The following is a 16,977-nucleotide window of genomic DNA, read 5'->3' as shown; positions in this document are numbered from 1 at the left end:
GCTTAGATCGCGCCGTGCTGGCGCAGCAACTCCAGCACCTTCTTCACGCTGTCTTCCAGCGACAACGATTGCGTATCAATCACCAGCTCGGCATTGAGCGGCACGTCGTAGGGGAAAGATAGCCCCGGAATGTTGTCGCCACCCGCTGCGTACAGGCCCTGGGGGTCACGCTCCTGGCAGGCCTGCGGCGATGCCTGGACATAGACCGTGAGCAGGCGCCCACCGCCGATCAGCGCCTTGGCCTGTTCACGGCCTTCGGCATCCGGCGCAACAAACGCCGCCAGGGTCAGCAGACCCGCTTCGTTGAACTGGCGCGCCACGTGGGCGGCACGTCGCCAGTTCTCGGTGCGTCCGACACGATCTTGCGGTAGGCCCTTGTTCAGGTCGTGGCGCAGGTTCTGGCCGTCCAGGACGAACACCGCTCGACCCATATCGAACAGCTTGCGCTCCACGGCATAAGCCAGAGTGCTCTTGCCCGAGCCCGACAGCCCGGTGAACAGCACAGTTGCCGGCTGCTGGCCAAAGCGCTGGGCGCGCTCCTCGGTCGCCACATGGGCCAGCTTGCCATGGTGCGTGGCGCTGCCATGGGCCAGCGGCTGAGCGACGATCATACCGGCGCCCACGGTGCCATTGGTCAAGCGATCAATGACAATGAACGCGCCCGTGGTGCGGTTGCTGTCGTAACCGTCCAGGGCAATCGGGGCATCCAGGGCAACCCTGACCTTGCCGATCTCGTTCAGTTGCAAGGCACTGGCCGGGCCTTCTTCGAGGGTGTTCACATCGACCTTGTTGACGATGCTCGCAATCGAACCCGGCACGTAGCTGGTGGCGCGCTTGATGTCGTACTTCTTGCCCGGCAGCATCGGCTCCTCGGCCATCCAGACCAACATGGCCTCAAAGCTGTCGGTCACCGGTGGCACGTTGTCGGCATGCACCAACAAGTCGCCACGGGAGATATCGATCTCGTCTTCCATGGTCAGCGTCACGGCCTGGCCGGGACCGGCGTGTTCCAACTCTCCGTCGAAAGTGACGATCGACTTGACCCGGCTGGTCTTGCCCGACGGCAGCACAACCACCTCGTCGCCTTTCTTGACGATGCCGCTGGCCAGGGTGCCGGCAAAACCGCGGAAATTCAGGTTCGGTCGATTGACATACTGCACCGGGAAACGCAGGTCGGTGAAGTTGCGGTCGCCTGCCACTTCCACGGTTTCGAGGATTTCCATCAGCGACTGGCCGGTGTACCACGGCGAACGCTCGCTCTTGTTCACCACATTGTCGCCTTTCAAGGCCGACATCGGCACGAAGTGCATGCTCGACGGCTTCATCTTCAGGCCATCAGCGAATTTCAGGTAGTCGGCCTTGATCGACTCGAACACACCCTGATCGAAATCCTTGAGGTCCATCTTGTTGATGGCGACAACGATGTGCTTGATTCCCAGCAGGGAGGCGATAAAGCTATGGCGACGGGTCTGGGTCTGCACGCCGTAGCGGGCGTCCACCAGGATGATCGCCAGGTCGCAGGTGGAAGCACCGGTGGCCATGTTGCGCGTGTACTGCTCATGACCGGGAGTGTCGGCAATGATGAACTTGCGCTTGGCGGTGGAGAAGTAGCGGTAGGCAACGTCGATGGTGATGCCCTGCTCGCGCTCGGCCTGCAGGCCGTCGACCAGCAACGCCAGGTCGATATCGTCACCGGTGGTGCCGACCTTCTTCGAATCGCGGGTGACGGCCTCCAAATGATCTTCGTAGATCATCTTGGAGTCGTGCAACAGGCGCCCGATCAGGGTGCTCTTGCCGTCGTCGACGTTACCGCACGTCAGGAAACGCAGCAGTTCTTTACGCTCGTGCTGGCCCAGGTAGGCGAGGATGTCCTCGCTGATCAAATCAGATTGATGCGACATGCTTAAACCCTGTTTAGAAATAGCCCTGACGTTTCTTGTCTTCCATGGAACCGGCGCCATCGTGATCGATGACCCGGCCCTGGCGCTCGGAAGTTCGCGTCAGGAGCATTTCCTGAATGATGTCCGTGAGGGTTTCAGCCTCGGACTCCACCGCGCCCGTCAACGGGTAGCAGCCAAGGGTACGGAAACGCACCTTCTTCTTGACGATGCGGGCCTTGTCCTCATCGGAAAGATGCTCAAGGATCCGCTCATCGTCGATCATGATCAGGGTGCCGTTCTTCTCGATGACTTCACGCTCGGCGGCGAAATACAGCGGCACGATCGGGATACCTTCGAGATAGATGTACTGCCAGATGTCTAGCTCGGTCCAGTTCGACAGCGGGAAGACGCGGATCGACTCGCCCTTGTTGACCCTGCCGTTGTAGACGTTCCACAGCTCCGGGCGCTGGTTCTTCGGGTCCCAGCGGTGCTTGCCATCGCGAAAGGAGTACACGCGCTCCTTGGCACGGGATTTCTCCTCGTCACGCCGGGCGCCGCCGAAGGCCGCGTCGAAGCCGTACTTGTCCAGGGCCTGCTTGAGGCCCTCGGTCTTCATGATATCGGTGTGCTTGGCGCTGCCGTGAGTGAAGGGGTTGATGCCTTGCGCCACGCCGTCAGGATTTACATGGGTGATCAGGTCCAGGCCAAGCTCGGCGACCATCTTGTCGCGAAAGCTGTACATTTCCCGAAATTTCCAGCGGGTGTCCACATGCATCACCGAAAACGGCAGCTTGCCCGGAAAAAACGCCTTGCGCGCCAAGTGCAGCATCACGGCGGAGTCTTTACCGATGGAATACAGCATCACCGGGTTATCGAACTCGGCGGCCACCTCGCGGATGATATGGATGCTTTCCGCCTCCAGCTGTTTCAGATGCGTCAGTTTGTCGACCATGGCTACTCACGAAAAGCGTTCTTATGGACGGCCAGCGGGCCGTGTTCGAGCGAGGCATGCTAGCACAGCGACCTATTCTATTGAGGGGACCCACTAGATCGAAACGGTATAATAATATACCGCCGCGGTTGGGCGCATTGTCCTGGAAGAGGCAGGGCTTGTGGGGCGATGCCCACCAAAGCGCGTACTTGCACTACGCAAGCCATCCGGCCATGGCGCCCACTTCGTCGGATGCCACCCAGACCAAACCCGCTCTAGATTGGATTCGGACAATCGATAAACAGGTGTTCCAGGGCAAACCGCCGGGTCAGGTAGTCGCCCAGAGCCTGTACACCATAGCGCTCGGTGGCATGATGACCGGCGGCGATAAAGCTGATGTGGTTTTCCCGGGCGCTGTGGAACGTCTGCTCGGAGGCCTCGCCGCTCAGGTACAGATCGACCCCGGCCCGCACCGCCTGATCGATATAACCCTGGCCACCACCGGTACACCAGCCGACCCGTCGGATCATCTCGCTGCCTTCGATCAGCAGCGGTTCGCGCCCCAGGGCATCCTGGACCTTGCGGGCAAAGTCGCGCGGTGTCATCGGCTCGCTCAGAGAGCCCACCAGACCGACGACTTTCGGGTTGTCGGGATCCAACGGACCTTCAACGGTGATGTCCAGTTGGCGGGCCAGTTGCACGTTGTTGCCCACCTCTGGATGCAGGTCCAACGGCAGATGATAGGCCAGGAGACTGATATCGTGCTTGAGCAGGGTCTTGAGTCGACGCTGTTTCATGCCCACCACACAAGGGTCTTCGCCCTTCCAGAAATAACCGTGATGCACCAGTATCAGGTCAGCTCCGGTCTCGACCGCCGCATCGAGCAGCGCCTGGCTGGCGGTGACTCCGCTGACGATCCGCGTGACCTGTGGCCGGCCTTCGACCTGCAAACCATTGGGGCAATAATCACTGATTCGCGAACTGCCAAGGAAGCGGTCCGCCTCTTCCACCAGGGTACTGAGTGCAACAGCCATAAAAACTCCTGAATATCCCGTTCAGAGGCGCTCGCAGCCTCGTATAATGCGCGACATTATGGGCCGTCCGACATGGCCTGCAACCTCCCAGGACTTGCTCAATGCTCAAGGCTCTGCGTTTTTTTGGCTGGCCGCTGCTGGTCGGCGTGCTGATTGCTTTGTTGATTATTCAGCGTTACCCACAGTGGGTCGGGCTGCCGGATAAGGATGTGAACCTGCAACAAGCCCCGCAGACCGCGACGGTCCAGCAGGGCCCAGTGTCCTATGCCGATGCAGTGGACCTCGCGGCCCCGGCGGTCGCCAATCTGTACACCACGAAAATGGTCAACAAGAACAGCCATCCATTGTTCGATGACCCGCAGTTCCGGCGTTTTTTTGGCGATAACCTGCCCAAGCAGAAACGCATGGAGTCAAGCCTGGGCTCGGCGGTGATCATGAGTTCGACGGGCTATCTGTTGACCAACAACCACGTGACCGCCGGCGCCGATCAGATCGTTGTGGCGCTCAAGGACGGTCGCGAGACGCTGGCCCGGGTGATTGGTAGCGACCCGGAGACCGATCTGGCGGTACTCAAGATCGATCTGCCGAACCTGCCGTCGATCACCATCGGCCGCTCGGACAAGATCCGCATCGGCGATATCGCCCTGGCCATTGGCAACCCATTCGGGGTCGGCCAGACCACCACCATGGGCATCATCAGCGCTACCGGGCGCAACCAACTGGGCCTGAATAACTACGAAGACTTCATCCAGACCGACGCCGCCATCAACCCCGGTAACTCCGGCGGCGCGCTGGTGGACGCCAATGGCAACCTGACCGGGATCAACACTGCGATCTTCTCCAAGTCCGGCGGTTCCCAAGGTATCGGTTTTGCGATTCCGATCAATCTAGCCGTCGAGGTAATGAAGGCAATCATCGAACATGGCCAGGTGATTCGTGGCTGGCTGGGTATCGAAGTTCAGCCATTGACCCAGGAACTCGCCGAGTCGTTCGGCTTGAGCGGGCGTCCGGGAATCGTGGTGGCGGGGATTTTCCGTGACGGTCCGGCACAGAAGGCCGGCCTGCAACTGGGTGATGTGATCCTGAGCATCAACGGCGAGCCCGCCAATGACGGTCGTCGCTCGATGAACCAGATGGCGCGGATCAAACCGACCGACAAAGTGGCGATTAAGGTGCTGCGCAATGGCAAGGAACTGAAGCTGACCGCGGAAATCGGCTTGCGTCCGCCGCAGCAGATGCCCCCGCAGGAAGAGGAATAACACAGCATCGCAAGAACAGCGTTTGGCTCACTGAGTCAGTTCAGAGCCGATCTCAAGCCGGGTCGAGAGTTGTGGCGAGTGGGCTCGCCACAAGATCGCGTTGGGCTTCAGGCGGATAGCGTCCCGATCCGTCAGAGATCGCCCAGCGCGTCGATCAACGCCTGGTTCTGCTCCGGCGCACCAATGGTGATCCGCAGGAACTGGGCAATGCGCTCCTGCTTGAAGTGACGGACAATCACTCCCTGCTCACGCACCTTGGCCGCCAACGCCGCCGCATCGTGCCGCGGGTGCCGGGCGAAGATGAAGTTAGCCGCCGACGGTAATACCTCGAAGCCTTTGGTCTGCAACTGTGCCACCAGCCACTCGCGGCTTTCGATGACTTTGTTGCAAGTCTGCCGGAAATATTCCCGGTCCTCGAACGCCGCCGCCGCGCCGGCAATCGCCATACGGTCCAGCGGGTAGGAGTTGAAGCTGTTCTTGATCCGCTCCAGGGCTTCCACCAAATCGGGATGCCCGACCGCCAGCCCGACCCGCAGGCCCGCCAGCGAACGTGACTTGGACAAGGTCTGCGTCACCAACAAGTTCGGAAAACGGTCGACCAGGCTGATGGCCGTTTCACCGCCAAAGTCAATATAGGCCTCGTCCACCACCACGACCGAATCGGGGCTGGCCTTGAGGATCTGTTCGACCGCTTCCAACGCCAGCAGGCAGCCGGTCGGCGCATTCGGGTTAGGGAAGATGATCCCGCCATTAGGCCGGGCGTAGTCGGCGACACGGATCTGGAACTGCTCATCCAACGCCAGCGCGGCGTAGTCGATACCGTACAGGCCGCAATAGACCGGATAGAAGCTGTAGCTGATATCCGGGAACAGCAGCGGCTTATCCTGCTGGAACAGACCGTGGAAAATGTGCGCCAGGACTTCGTCGGAACCGTTGCCGAGAAACACCTGGTTGGTCTGCACCCCGTAGTACTCGGCTACGGCGTGCTTGAGCAGGTCGCCGTTGGGGTCCGGATACAAGCGCAGATTGTCGTTGACCTCGGCCTGCATCGCCGCCAGGGCCTTGGGTGAAGGGCCGTAGGGATTTTCATTGGTGTTGAGCTTGACCAGCTTGCTCAGCTTCGGTTGCTCACCTGGCACATAGGGCACCAGGTCCTTGACGAACTTGCTCCAGAACTTGCTCATGCTGGTTTCCCCTGTACGTTGTCATCGGCGACGATCCGGTATTCCGCGCTACGGGCATGGGCGGTCAAGGATTCGCCACGGGCCAGCACCGAAGCGGTCTTGCCCAGTTCCGAGGCGCCCTGTTCAGAGCAGAAGATGATCGATGAACGTTTCTGGAAGTCATACACGCCCAAAGGCGACGAGAAGCGTGCGGTACCCGACGTCGGCAGGACGTGATTGGGACCGGCGCAATAATCACCCAGGGCCTCGCTGGTGTGACGTCCCATGAAGATCGCCCCGGCGTGGCGGATCTGCGGCAACCAGGCCTGTGGGTCGGCGACCGACAGTTCCAGGTGTTCCGGCGCGATGCGATTGGCCACTTCGATCGCCTGCTGCATGTCGCGTACCTGGATCAGCGCACCGCGACCGTTGATCGAGGTTTCGATGATAGCGGCCCGCTCCATGGTCGGCAGCAGCTTGGCGATACTCACCGCCACCCGATCGAGGAACGCGGCGTCCGGGCTGACCAGGATCGCCTGGGCGTCTTCGTCGTGTTCGGCCTGGGAGAACAGGTCCATGGCAATCCAGTCCGGGTCGGTCTGGCCGTCGCAGACCACCAGGATCTCCGACGGGCCGGCGATCATGTCGATGCCGACCTGGCCGAACACATGGCGCTTGGCGGTCGCCACATAGATATTGCCCGGGCCGACGACCTTGTCGACTTTCGGCACACTTTCAGTGCCATAGGCCAATGCGGCGACCGCTTGCGCGCCACCGATGGTGAATACGCGGTCGACGCCGGCGACACAAGCCGCCGCCAGTACCAGCTCGTTGATCTCGCCGCGTGGGGTCGGGACCACCATCACCACCTCAGTGACACCGGCCACTTTGGCCGGGATCGCGTTCATCAGTACCGATGACGGGTAAGACGCCTTGCCGCCAGGGACATAGAGGCCGGCGCGATCCAGTGGCGTGACCTTCTGGCCCAACACGGTGCCATCGGCTTCGGTGTAGCTCCAGGACTCTTGCTTTTGCTTCTCGTGGTAGCTGCGCACACGCTCGGCGGCTTTTTCCAGCGCCTCGCGCTGAGGCGCACTGATCCGGGTCAAGGCCAGTTCCAGGCGCGCGCGTGGCAGGATCAGGTCGGCCATCGAGGCAACCTGCAGGCCGTCGAAACGCTGGGTGAATTCGACCACGGCGGCATCGCCGCGCTCGCGTACCGCCTTGATGATATCCAGCACCCGCTGGTTGACCGAGTCATCGGACACACTTTCCCAGCTCAGCAGATGATCCAGATGATGGGCGAAATCCGGGTCGGCAGCGTTGAGTCGGCGAATAGCGGTGGACGTGGTCATAGCGAGGGCCTCAATAATTGGCGAATGCTTGGGAACAGCAAATCTCAGGCGCCCCAGCCTACCAAGCCATCCGCGCGGGCACCTGAGAATTCTGGCTATGACACGGATAGATGGGCGCGACTCAAGGCCGCGCATGTGAATCAACTGCGGTGTCGCGACTCCACTGCCTTGCGCAGGGTGTCGATCAGGGACTGAATGCGGGCATGTTGTATTTTCATCGAGGCCTTGTTCACCACCAGGCGCGAGCTGATGGTCGCGATCAGTTGCTGGGGCTCCAAGCCGTTGGCCCGCAGGGTGTTGCCGGTGTCGACGACGTCGATGATTTTGTCGGCCAGACCGATCAGCGGCGCCAGCTCCATCGAACCATACAGCTTGATGATATCGACCTGACGCCCCTGCTCCGCGTAGTAACGCTTGGCGACATTGACGAACTTAGTCGCCACCCGCAGGCGGCCCTTGGGCTCTACCGCGCCGACGGCCCCGGCGGTCATCAGTCTGCATTGGGCGATCTGTAGGTCCAGTGGCTCGTACAAGCCCTGGCCACCGTACTCCATCAACACATCCTTACCGGCAACGCCGAGGTCGGCGGCACCGTGCTCGACATAGGTCGGCACATCAGTGGCGCGAACGATCAGCAGGCGCACGTCGGCCTGGGTCGTGGGAATGATCAGCTTGCGACTCTTGTCCGGATTCTCGGTCGGCACAATACCCGCTTCGGCGAGCAACGGCAGGGTATCGTCGAGGATGCGGCCCTTCGACAGTGCAATGGTCAGCATGGGGGAAACCTAGGTCCTTAAATCAGGATACTCATGCCCGGCGACAACGGGCGCCGGACATAGATCGAGCCTGCAATGATACAGGCTCGACGCGTAAAACCAATGGTTGGCGTATCCCTACGCCGCTCCACTGCAGGAGCCAAGCTCGCGCCTTCAGTGGAACGTGGGACTAGCCCGGAACGCGGCGGATCTTGGCACCGAGCATCTGTAGCTTCTCTTCAATGCACTCGTAGCCACGGTCGATATGGTAGATACGATCGATCAGCGTATCGCCTTCGGCGGCCAGCGCCGAAATCACCAGGCTGGCCGAAGCCCGCAGGTCGGTAGCCATGACCGGAGCGCCCTTGAGGATCTCGGTGCCGGTGACGATCGCGGTATTGCCTTCGACCTGGATCTTGGCGCCCATGCGATGCAGTTCATACACGTGCATGAAACGGTTTTCGAAGATGGTCTCAATCACCGCACCAGTGCCTTCGGCAATGGCGTTGAGGGAGATGAACTGGGCCTGCATGTCGGTCGGGAACGCCGGGTACGGCGCGGTACGCACGTTGACCGCTTTGGGCCGCTTGCCATGCATGTTCAGCTCGATCCAATCTTCGCCGGTGGTGATCACCGCGCCGGACTCCTTGAGCTTTTCCAGGACGGCTTCGAGGATGGTCGGATCGGTATCCTTGACCTTCACCCGCCCGCCAGTGACAGCAGCGGCCACCAGGTAGGTGCCGGTTTCGATACGGTCCGGCATGACCTTGTAGGTCGCCGAATGCAGGCGCTCCACACCATCGATGGTGATCGTGTCGGAACCGGCGCCAGAGATCTTCGCGCCCATGGCGATCAGGAAGTTCGCCAGATCGACCACCTCCGGCTCGCGCGCGGCGTTCTGCAGCACACTGCGACCACGGGCCAGGGACGCAGCCATCATGATGTTCTCGGTACCGGTCACGGAGACGGTATCGAAGAAAAAGTTCGCTCCGCGCAGACCGCCTTCCGGCGCCTTGGCCTTGATGTAGCCGCCTTCCACATCGATCATCGCGCCCATGGCTTCAAGGCCACGGATGTGCAAGTCAACCGGACGCGAACCGATGGCGCAACCGCCAGGCAAGGCGACTTCGGCTTCGCCGAAACGGGCAACCATCGGGCCTAGCACCAGGATCGAGGCACGCATGGTTTTCACCAGCTCGTAAGGTGCCACCAGCGTCTTGATGGTGCGCGGATCGATTTCCACGGAGAGTTTTTCGTCGATCACCGGCTCAATGCCCATGCGCCCGAACAGCTCGATCATGGTGGTGATGTCGTGCAGGTGCGGCAGATTGGCGACAGTGACCGGGCCATCGCACAACAGGGTGGCGGCCAGGATAGGCAGGGCAGAGTTTTTCGCCCCGGAAATGCGGATTTCGCCATCAAGACGAACACCGCCGGTAATAATCAGTTTATCCATAGGAATCTCGACGCCAATTCAGGCTCAGGTGCGCTCGACCCAGGCCGCGCTGCTGAAAAATTTCATAGTGATCGCGTGGATGCTGCCATCGGTGATCCACGGGTTCAAATGGGCATAGACCTGCTGTTGACGCTTGACCGGGCTCAATGCCGCCAGTTCGTCGCTGATCACATTCAGCTGAAAATTACAGCCCTCGCCCTCAACTTCAACCTGAGTTCCTGGCAGCTTTGCTTCAAGGAAACTCTTTACTTCGGTGGCCTGCATGCTCAACCTCAATCGGCGCCCAACGCGCGCGGGTCGGCCATCATACAAAAAAGCCCCGCGCCTGCGAACCCCGCATTGCAGGACTCCGATGGGGGGCTTGTCTGCTTGTGGCAATTAATGGACAGCCAACAGTTCCGTCAGCTCGGAAACTTCGGCGATTTCACGCATGTCCAGAGGCATCGCGCGAATGCTCAACGACTTGCCATCCTGCGCCGCGTCCCGCATGAACGCCAGTAGCAGGGCCAGGCCGACGCTGCTGGACTTCTCCACGGCCGAGCAGTCGACCACCAGGGCCGGCGCTTCGCTAGCCTTGATCAGCGCCTGGCCCTGCTTGCGCAAAGCCGGGCCGGTGGTGTAATCGAGCACACCCGCCAGGTGTACTTCACCCGGTTCGCCGAGGCGAATGCTGGCCTCACTCACCGCCGCTACTCTTCTGTGGGTTTTTCTCGGATTCGACCTTGGCCTTCTCCACTTCACTGGCCCAGCCGTCGATGGTCTTGTCCAGGTTGTTGCCGTTGCGCTGCATGGCATCGGCGAACTGGTCGCGGAACAGCTTACCGATATTGATACCGTTGATGATCACGTTACGCAGCTTCCATTCACCGTTGATCTTCTCAAGGGTGTAGGACACCGGGTAGACCGTACCGTGGTTGTCTTTGACGGTCATGCCGACGCTGGTCCGGTCACCCGACTCATCCTTCGGCGGATCGACGGTGATGCCCTGGTTGTTGTACTCCAACAAGGCATTGCCGTAGAACTGGAACAGCCCGCGCTTGAAGTTTTCCTGGAAGCGACGCATCTGCTCGGGTGTCGCCTTGCGCGAATATTTGACCGTCATGATGCTCTTGGAAATGCCTTCGGCATCCACCACCGGGCCGACGATGGTGTTCAACGAGTTGTAGAAGTCCGACGGGTTCTGCTTGTACTTTTCCTTGTTCGCCGACAGGTCGGCCAACATCCGATTGGTGGTGTCTTGTATCAGGTCGTGGGCAGAAACTGCCGCCGAGGCATTGCCCATCAGCGGCAGCGACGCAAGCAGCACCAAAAGACTACGGCGCAAGGTAGAGATCATGGAAGAATTCCTCATTTGGCGTCTTTGTTAACGGTATTGAGCAGGAATTTACCGATCAGGTCTTCCAATACCAACGACGACTGGGTGTCATGAATAGTTCCACTATCCTTGAGCAAGGTGTCTTCCCCGCCCACGCTGATACCGATGTACTTCTCACCGAGCAAGCCCGCGGTGAGGATAGACGCGGTGGAGTCAGTCGGCAGGTTGTTCACGCGTTTTTCGACTTGCATGGTCACTCTGCCGGTGAAACTGTCGCGGTCCAGATCGATTGCCGTGACCTTGCCGATGGTGACACCGGCCATGGTCACCTTAGCCCTGACAGTCAATCCGGCGATATTGTCAAAATAGGCATAAAGTTTGTAGGTTTCGGTATTTGCCGTCGGGGACAGCCCACTGACCCGCAACGCCAGCAATAGCAAAGCCAGGATGCCAGCCAGCAGGAAAAGGCCGACACCGATTTCCAGGGTGCGGTTTTGCATCAGAAATCTCCAAACATCAAGGCAGTCAGAATAAAGTCCAGGCCGAGGACTGCCAGGGAGGCATAGACCACGGTCTTGGTCGTGGCACGACTGATCCCTTCTGAAGTGGGTTCACAGTCGTAGCCTTGAAACACGGCAATCCAGGTCACCACGAAGGCGAACACGATACTTTTTATAATCCCGTTCAGCACGTCACCGTTGAAGGTCACGCTGTTCTGCATATTGGCCCAGTACGAGCCATCGTAGACACCCAACCAGTCCACCGCCACCCACGAACCACCCCAAATCCCGACCACACTGAAAATCATCGTCAGCAACGGTAGGGAGATGAAGCCGGCCCATAGCCGTGGCGCGACAATATACTTGAGTGGATCGACGCCGATCATCTCCAGGCTGGAAAGCTGCTCGGTGGATTTCATGTTGCCGATTTCCGCGGTCAACGCCGAACCAGCGCGGCCGGCGAATAGCAAAGCGGTGACTACCGGCCCCAGCTCGCGCAGCAACGTCAGGGCGACCATCTGCCCCACCGCCTGCTCGGAACCGTAGCTGGAAAGGATATTGAACCCCTGTAGCGCCAGCACCATACCGATGAACACCCCGGACACGACGATGATTACCAGGGACATCACCCCTACCGAGTACAGTTGTCTGATCAGCAGGCCGAAGCCACCGCCGATTCCGCCACGACCGAACAGCACATGAAACAGAAACAACGTCGAACGCCCAAGCACCGCGAGCACATCGATGCCCGAACGGCCGAACAGACGAACTCTCTCGATTAATGATTTCTTGCGCATCAGCGCTTCCCCAACAAATCTGCGCGGTAGTCCGGCGCCGGGTAATGGAACGGCACGAGACCGTCTGGATCGCCGGTCATGAACTGGCGAATACGCGGGTTATCGGCGTTCATCAATTCTTCGGGCGTGCCTTGCCCCAGCACCTGTCCGTCGCCCATCACATACAAGTAGTCGGCAATGCTCGCGGTTTCCGTCAGGTCATGGGAGACGACGATACTGGTAATCCCCAACGCGTCGTTGAGCAGGCGAATCAGGCGCACCAGCACGCCCATGGCGATCGGGTCCTGGCCGACGAAAGGCTCGTCATACATGAGAATTCCCGGATCGAGGGCAATCGCCCGTGCCAGCGCCACACGACGCTTCATGCCGCCGGACAGCTCATCGGGCATCAGGTCGACCGCGCCGCGCAGACCGACCGCCTGCAACTTGAGCAGGACGATATCGCGAATCATCTCCTCCGGCAGTTCGGTGTGTACCCGCAGCGGAAAGGCAACGTTTTCGAAGACATCGAGATCGGTGAACAGCGCGCCGCTCTGGAACAGAACACCCATGTGCTTGCGGGCATCGAACAAGTCCCCGCGAGATAACGCCGGAAGATTCTGACCGTTGACCCACACCTCGCCGCGGCTGGGGCGCAACTGGGCACCCATCAACCGCAACAGAGTGGTTTTGCCGCACCCGGAAGGTCCCATGATGCCGGTAACCTTGCCTCGCGGAATACGAATATCGACATTATTGAAGATGCTGCGCGCGCCGCGCTTGAAGGTGACACCCTTCAGCTCGACAGCGTAGGCGTTATCGGCGCTCATCTAAACTCCTTGCGATGCAGCCTCTGACTCGGACACCAGGCCTCCATTATAGAGACGCGCACTTCCTGAGCGGGCCGAACTGGTCGCGAACTATATCACTGCTGATACGAGCCGCCCAAGACCGAAGCTTTGCTTGTTCGTGCTAAATACAGCCGGGTTTGACAGACTGCAAAGCAAAAACCCATGGCAACGTCCTACACTGATTGAGCAAAGCACAACGATCAAGCGTGAGGGAATTGTTAGTTACCGTTATAATCGCGCCCTTTCATCAGGCTATACGATTTCTGACATGAGCCCATCCAGCGACCTGATTCAATCAGCACAACGCACCATCCGCCTCGAAGTAGAGGCCGTAGAAGGCTTGTTGGCCCATATCGACGCAGATTTTGTACGCGCTTGCGAGATGATTCTGGCCAGCAAGGGCCGCGTGGTCGTGGTCGGCATGGGCAAGTCCGGGCACGTCGGCAACAAAATTGCCGCGACCCTGGCCAGCACTGGCACCACGGCTTTTTTTGTCCACCCGGCGGAAGCCAGCCATGGCGACATGGGCATGATCACTCGGGATGACATTATCCTGGCCCTGTCGAACTCCGGCTCGACCGTGGAAATCATTACCCTGCTGCCGCTGATCAAGCGTCTGGGTATCCAGTTGATCAGCTTGACCGGCAACCCGGACTCGCCGTTGGCCAAGGCCGCCGAGGTCAACCTGAACGTGCGTGTCGAGCATGAAGCCTGCCCACTGAACCTGGCGCCCACCTCATCGACCACCGCCGCGCTGGTGATGGGCGATGCCCTGGCCGTGGCGTTGCTGGAAGCCCGTGGTTTCACTGCTGAAGATTTCGCCTTTTCCCATCCGGGAGGAGCCCTGGGCCGCCGCCTGTTGCTCAAAGTGGAAAATGTCATGCATTGCGGCGACGAACTGCCGCAGGTGTTGCGCGGCACATTGTTGAAACACGCACTCATGGAAATGACTCGCAAGGGCCTGGGTATGACCGTGGTGGTCGAGGCCGATGGCCGCCTCGCGGGGATCTTTACCGATGGCGACCTGCGCCGCACGCTGGATCGCAGCATCGATATCCACAGCGCCTTGATCGAAGAAGTGATGACCCCGCACGGCAAGACCGCGCAGGCCGAAATGCTCGCCGCTGAAGCCCTAAAGATCATGGAAGACCATAAAATCAGCGCGCTGGTGGTAGTCGATGACGAGGAGCGCCCGGTGGGCGCCTTGAACATGCATGATTTGCTGCGCGCAGGAGTGATGTAAATGAACACCGATCTGCTGCAACGCGCCAAACCCATCAAGCTGGCGGTCTTCGACGTCGATGGCGTGTTGACCGACGGTCGCCTGTATTTTCTCGAGGACGGCACCGAGTTCAAGTCCTTCAGCACCCTCGACGGCCAGGGTATCAAGATGCTGATGGCCGCAGGCGTACAGACCGCTATCATCAGCGGTCGCAAGACCTCGCTGGTCGAGCGTCGGGCGAAAAACCTGGGCATCCCCCATGTGTTCCAGGGCCGTGAAGACAAACTTGTGGTTCTGGACGCCCTGCTGGCTGAACTCAATCTAAGCTATGAACAAGTCGCTTATCTGGGCGACGATCTGCCGGACTTGCCAGTGATCCGTCGCGTCGGACTGGGCATGGCCGTGGCCAATGCCGCAGGCTTCGTTCGCCAACACGCTCACGGCGTTACCCAGGCCCGCGGTGGAGAAGGTGCCGCCCGCGAATTTTGCGAGCTGATCCTGTGCGCCCAAGACAGCCTTGAAGCGGCCCACGCCGCCTACCTGTAGAGCTATTTATGCTGAGCAAGAAAATTCGCAATATTTTGCTGTTCGCCGGTATTGCCGCCCTCTTCGCGGCCGTGGGCTACTGGAACATCAACCCGGAACGTTTCCTGGAGCAAACGGCTGCGCCTGTGGATAACACGCTGATCGACTACTATGCGATCAACGCCCACAGTGTCCAGTACCTGCCAGACGGCAAGGTGCAGTACGACATGACCGGCGACAAGGTCGAGCACTTCAAGGTCTCCGACACAACCCTGGTCACCAAGCCCAACCTGCAGCTCTATCGCGGCACCGCCTTCCCCTGGCACGTCCAGAGCGAACGTGCCGAGGTCAACCCGGACGGCACCCAGGTCGAACTGATCGACTCGGTCCGCATCGCGCGCACCGACGAAAAACAGCGCAATATACTCATCACCAGTAGCCGAATGACAGTATTCCCACAGAAGCAATATGCGCAGACCGAGCAAGCCGTTAGAATCGACGGTCCCAATGGCGTCACCACGGGTACGGGCATGAAAGCCTATCTGGAAGAAAGCAGGATGCACCTGCTATCGAACGTAAGAGGACAGTATGAGTCTCGTTAAAACCCTCCCGATTTTGCTCAGCCTGGGCGCAGTACTGGGAAGCGTGAATGCCTGGGCTCTGCCGAACGACAGAGATCAGCCCATCCGCATTCAAGCCGACGATGCTCAACTGGATGACAAACAAGGCATTGCCACCTACAAGGGCGACGTTGTCATCACTCAAGGTTCGATGGTCGTCAGGGGCAATACCGTGACGCTCACCCGTACTGCCTCGGGAGACATCGACGTGGTGACCTCCGTGGGCAACCTGGCGTACTTCGAACAGCGACAGAAGGTCACCGACACACAACCGGTCAAGGGTTATGGCAAAACCATCCAATATCTCGCCCAGCAGAACCGTATCGTCCTGATCGACCAGGCCAAAGTGGTCAACGAAGGCAACACCACCGAAGGCGAGAAGATCGTCTACGACACGGTGAAGCAGGTGGCCACCGCCGGTCGCGCCAATGGCACGCCGATTGCCACGCCACGGCCGCGTATCGACATGGTTATCCAACCGAAAAAGAAAACCGACGAGCAAAAGGCCCAGTAATGGCAATTTTGAAAGCCCAGCATCTGGCCAAAGCCTACAAAACTCGCCAGGTGGTGCGTGACGTCAGCCTGTCGATCGAAAGCGGACAGATCGTCGGCCTGCTCGGCCCCAACGGTGCCGGCAAGACCACCTGTTTCTACATGATCGTCGGCTTGGTTCAGGCCGACCAGGGACGCGTGCTGATCGACGACCATGACGTCAGTCACCAGCCGATGCATGGCCGCGCCCGTGCGGGCATCGGTTACTTGCCCCAGGAAGCCTCGATTTTTCGCAAGCTGTCGGTGGCCGACAACATCATGGCAATCCTCGAGACCCGCAAGGAACTCGACAAGGCCGCCCGGCGCAAGGAACTGGAAAGCCTGCTACAGGAATTCCATATCAGTCACATTCGCGACAACCTCGGCATGAGCCTGTCCGGTGGCGAGCGCCGCCGAGTGGAAATCGCCCGCGCCCTGGCCACCGCACCGAAATTCATCCTGCTGGATGAACCCTTCGCCGGTGTCGACCCGATTTCCGTCGGCGATATCAAGCAGATCATTTACCACCTCAAGGCCAAGGGCATCGGTGTACTGATCACCGACCACAACGTTCGCGAGACCCTGGACATCTGCGAAACCGCCTATATCGTCAATGATGGACAACTGATCGCCGAAGGCGATTCGGCCACCATCCTGGCCAACGAGCTGGTCAAGGAAGTCTATCTGGGCCATGAGTTCCGCCTGTAAGCCCGACGGTGTTTGGCTACCCGCCTGAGTGCCGGAATGTTCGATAAAGCATCCTATGCTTTTATTGTTACGGCACTCTAGGCAAACGCTTGGATT

Annotated in this window: 19 protein-coding genes; 6 read left to right on the top strand and 13 right to left on the bottom strand. The window is 59.7% G+C overall.

All coding sequences use genetic code 11. The features are described from left to right. Window positions 1-2: 2 nt before the first annotated feature. The 3 genes from cysN to AWM79_RS03270 all read right to left on the bottom strand — a co-directional run bounded on the left by cysN (window position 3) and on the right by AWM79_RS03270 (window position 3,845). Window positions 3-1,901: a sulfate adenylyltransferase subunit CysN gene (gene cysN, locus AWM79_RS03280; protein ID WP_060782146.1), complete on the bottom strand. Its 1,899-nt coding sequence runs from the start codon at window positions 1,899-1,901 to the stop codon at window positions 3-5. Between the two features lie 13 nt (window positions 1,902-1,914). Further along, window positions 1,915-2,832: a sulfate adenylyltransferase subunit CysD gene (cysD, locus tag AWM79_RS03275; protein ID WP_017130687.1), complete on the bottom strand. Its 918-nt coding sequence runs from the start codon at window positions 2,830-2,832 to the stop codon at window positions 1,915-1,917. Window positions 2,833-3,086: 254 nt separating this feature from the next. After that, window positions 3,087-3,845: a Nif3-like dinuclear metal center hexameric protein gene (locus AWM79_RS03270; protein WP_060782145.1), complete on the bottom strand. Its 759-nt coding sequence runs from the start codon at window positions 3,843-3,845 to the stop codon at window positions 3,087-3,089. A gap of 101 nt (window positions 3,846-3,946) precedes the next feature. Between AWM79_RS03270 and algW the strand changes: the two genes are divergently transcribed. Then, entirely contained in the window at window positions 3,947-5,104 is a 1,158-nt protein-coding gene (gene algW / locus AWM79_RS03265) for a Do family serine endopeptidase AlgW (protein WP_017130685.1), read from the top strand. A gap of 131 nt (window positions 5,105-5,235) precedes the next feature. Here algW and hisC read toward each other — a convergent pair whose 3' ends face one another. From hisC to AWM79_RS03215, 10 genes are all read right to left on the bottom strand, one after another. Further along, window positions 5,236-6,288, bottom strand: coding sequence for a histidinol-phosphate transaminase (gene hisC / locus AWM79_RS03260; RefSeq protein WP_060782144.1), 1,053 nt, complete (start codon window positions 6,286-6,288; stop codon window positions 5,236-5,238). Next, window positions 6,285-7,622: a histidinol dehydrogenase gene (hisD, locus tag AWM79_RS03255; RefSeq protein ID WP_060782143.1), complete on the bottom strand. Its 1,338-nt coding sequence runs from the start codon at window positions 7,620-7,622 to the stop codon at window positions 6,285-6,287. Before hisD ends, hisC begins: the two co-directional genes overlap by 4 nt. Window positions 7,623-7,762: 140 nt before the next feature. Further along, on the bottom strand, window positions 7,763-8,398 hold the full coding sequence (hisG, locus tag AWM79_RS03250) for an ATP phosphoribosyltransferase (protein WP_017130682.1): 636 nt from the start codon (window positions 8,396-8,398) through the stop codon (window positions 7,763-7,765). A 169-nt stretch (window positions 8,399-8,567) separates the two neighbouring features. Beyond that, window positions 8,568-9,833 carry a UDP-N-acetylglucosamine 1-carboxyvinyltransferase gene (gene murA / locus AWM79_RS03245; protein ID WP_017130681.1) on the bottom strand — a complete coding sequence of 422 codons (1,266 nt, stop codon included), beginning with the start codon at window positions 9,831-9,833 and terminating at the stop codon, window positions 8,568-8,570. 24 nt (window positions 9,834-9,857) lie between these two features. Continuing rightward, on the bottom strand, window positions 9,858-10,097 hold the full coding sequence (locus AWM79_RS03240) for a BolA family protein (protein ID WP_017130680.1): 240 nt from the start codon (window positions 10,095-10,097) through the stop codon (window positions 9,858-9,860). Between the two features lie 114 nt (window positions 10,098-10,211). Continuing rightward, window positions 10,212-10,517 (bottom strand): STAS domain-containing protein, encoded by a 306-nt coding sequence (locus AWM79_RS03235; RefSeq protein ID WP_017130679.1) that lies wholly within the window; start codon window positions 10,515-10,517, stop codon window positions 10,212-10,214. Next, the gene (locus AWM79_RS03230) at window positions 10,510-11,169 is read right to left on the bottom strand and encodes an MlaC/ttg2D family ABC transporter substrate-binding protein (RefSeq protein ID WP_017130678.1); all 660 of its coding nucleotides are present in this window, start codon (window positions 11,167-11,169) and stop codon (window positions 10,510-10,512) included. Before AWM79_RS03230 ends, AWM79_RS03235 begins: the two co-directional genes overlap by 8 nt. A gap of 11 nt (window positions 11,170-11,180) precedes the next feature. Further along, window positions 11,181-11,648, bottom strand: coding sequence for an outer membrane lipid asymmetry maintenance protein MlaD (gene mlaD, locus AWM79_RS03225; RefSeq protein ID WP_017130677.1), 468 nt, complete (start codon window positions 11,646-11,648; stop codon window positions 11,181-11,183). Beyond that, window positions 11,648-12,445 (bottom strand): lipid asymmetry maintenance ABC transporter permease subunit MlaE, encoded by a 798-nt coding sequence (gene mlaE / locus AWM79_RS03220; RefSeq protein WP_060782142.1) that lies wholly within the window; start codon window positions 12,443-12,445, stop codon window positions 11,648-11,650. The genes mlaD and mlaE overlap by 1 nt, the downstream gene beginning before the upstream one ends. Beyond that, window positions 12,445-13,254, bottom strand: a complete 810-nt coding sequence (locus AWM79_RS03215) for an ATP-binding cassette domain-containing protein (protein WP_017130675.1) — start codon at window positions 13,252-13,254, stop codon at window positions 12,445-12,447. Before AWM79_RS03215 ends, mlaE begins: the two co-directional genes overlap by 1 nt. Window positions 13,255-13,543: 289 nt before the next feature. On the opposite strand from AWM79_RS03215, the gene AWM79_RS03210 reads away from it, so the two are divergent. The 5 genes from AWM79_RS03210 to lptB are packed head-to-tail and all read left to right on the top strand — an operon-like array spanning window position 13,544 to window position 16,881. Further along, window positions 13,544-14,518, top strand: a complete 975-nt coding sequence (locus AWM79_RS03210; RefSeq protein ID WP_017130674.1) for a KpsF/GutQ family sugar-phosphate isomerase — start codon at window positions 13,544-13,546, stop codon at window positions 14,516-14,518. Then, window positions 14,519-15,043 carry a KdsC family phosphatase gene (locus AWM79_RS03205; protein WP_017130673.1) on the top strand — a complete coding sequence of 175 codons (525 nt, stop codon included), beginning with the start codon at window positions 14,519-14,521 and terminating at the stop codon, window positions 15,041-15,043. Between the two features lie 8 nt (window positions 15,044-15,051). Continuing rightward, window positions 15,052-15,624, top strand: a complete 573-nt coding sequence (gene lptC, locus AWM79_RS03200) for an LPS export ABC transporter periplasmic protein LptC (RefSeq protein ID WP_017130672.1) — start codon at window positions 15,052-15,054, stop codon at window positions 15,622-15,624. Then, entirely contained in the window at window positions 15,611-16,156 is a 546-nt protein-coding gene (lptA, locus tag AWM79_RS03195; protein ID WP_017130671.1) for a lipopolysaccharide transport periplasmic protein LptA, read from the top strand. Before lptC ends, lptA begins: the two co-directional genes overlap by 14 nt. Further along, window positions 16,156-16,881, top strand: coding sequence for an LPS export ABC transporter ATP-binding protein (lptB, locus tag AWM79_RS03190; protein WP_017130670.1), 726 nt, complete (start codon window positions 16,156-16,158; stop codon window positions 16,879-16,881). Before lptA ends, lptB begins: the two co-directional genes overlap by 1 nt. Window positions 16,882-16,977: the final 96 nt, after the last annotated feature.

The organism is Pseudomonas agarici (assembly GCF_001543125.1).
GTDB lineage: Bacteria > Pseudomonadota > Gammaproteobacteria > Pseudomonadales > Pseudomonadaceae > Aquipseudomonas > Aquipseudomonas agarici.
This window is presented reverse-complemented; position numbering and strand designations above follow the sequence as displayed.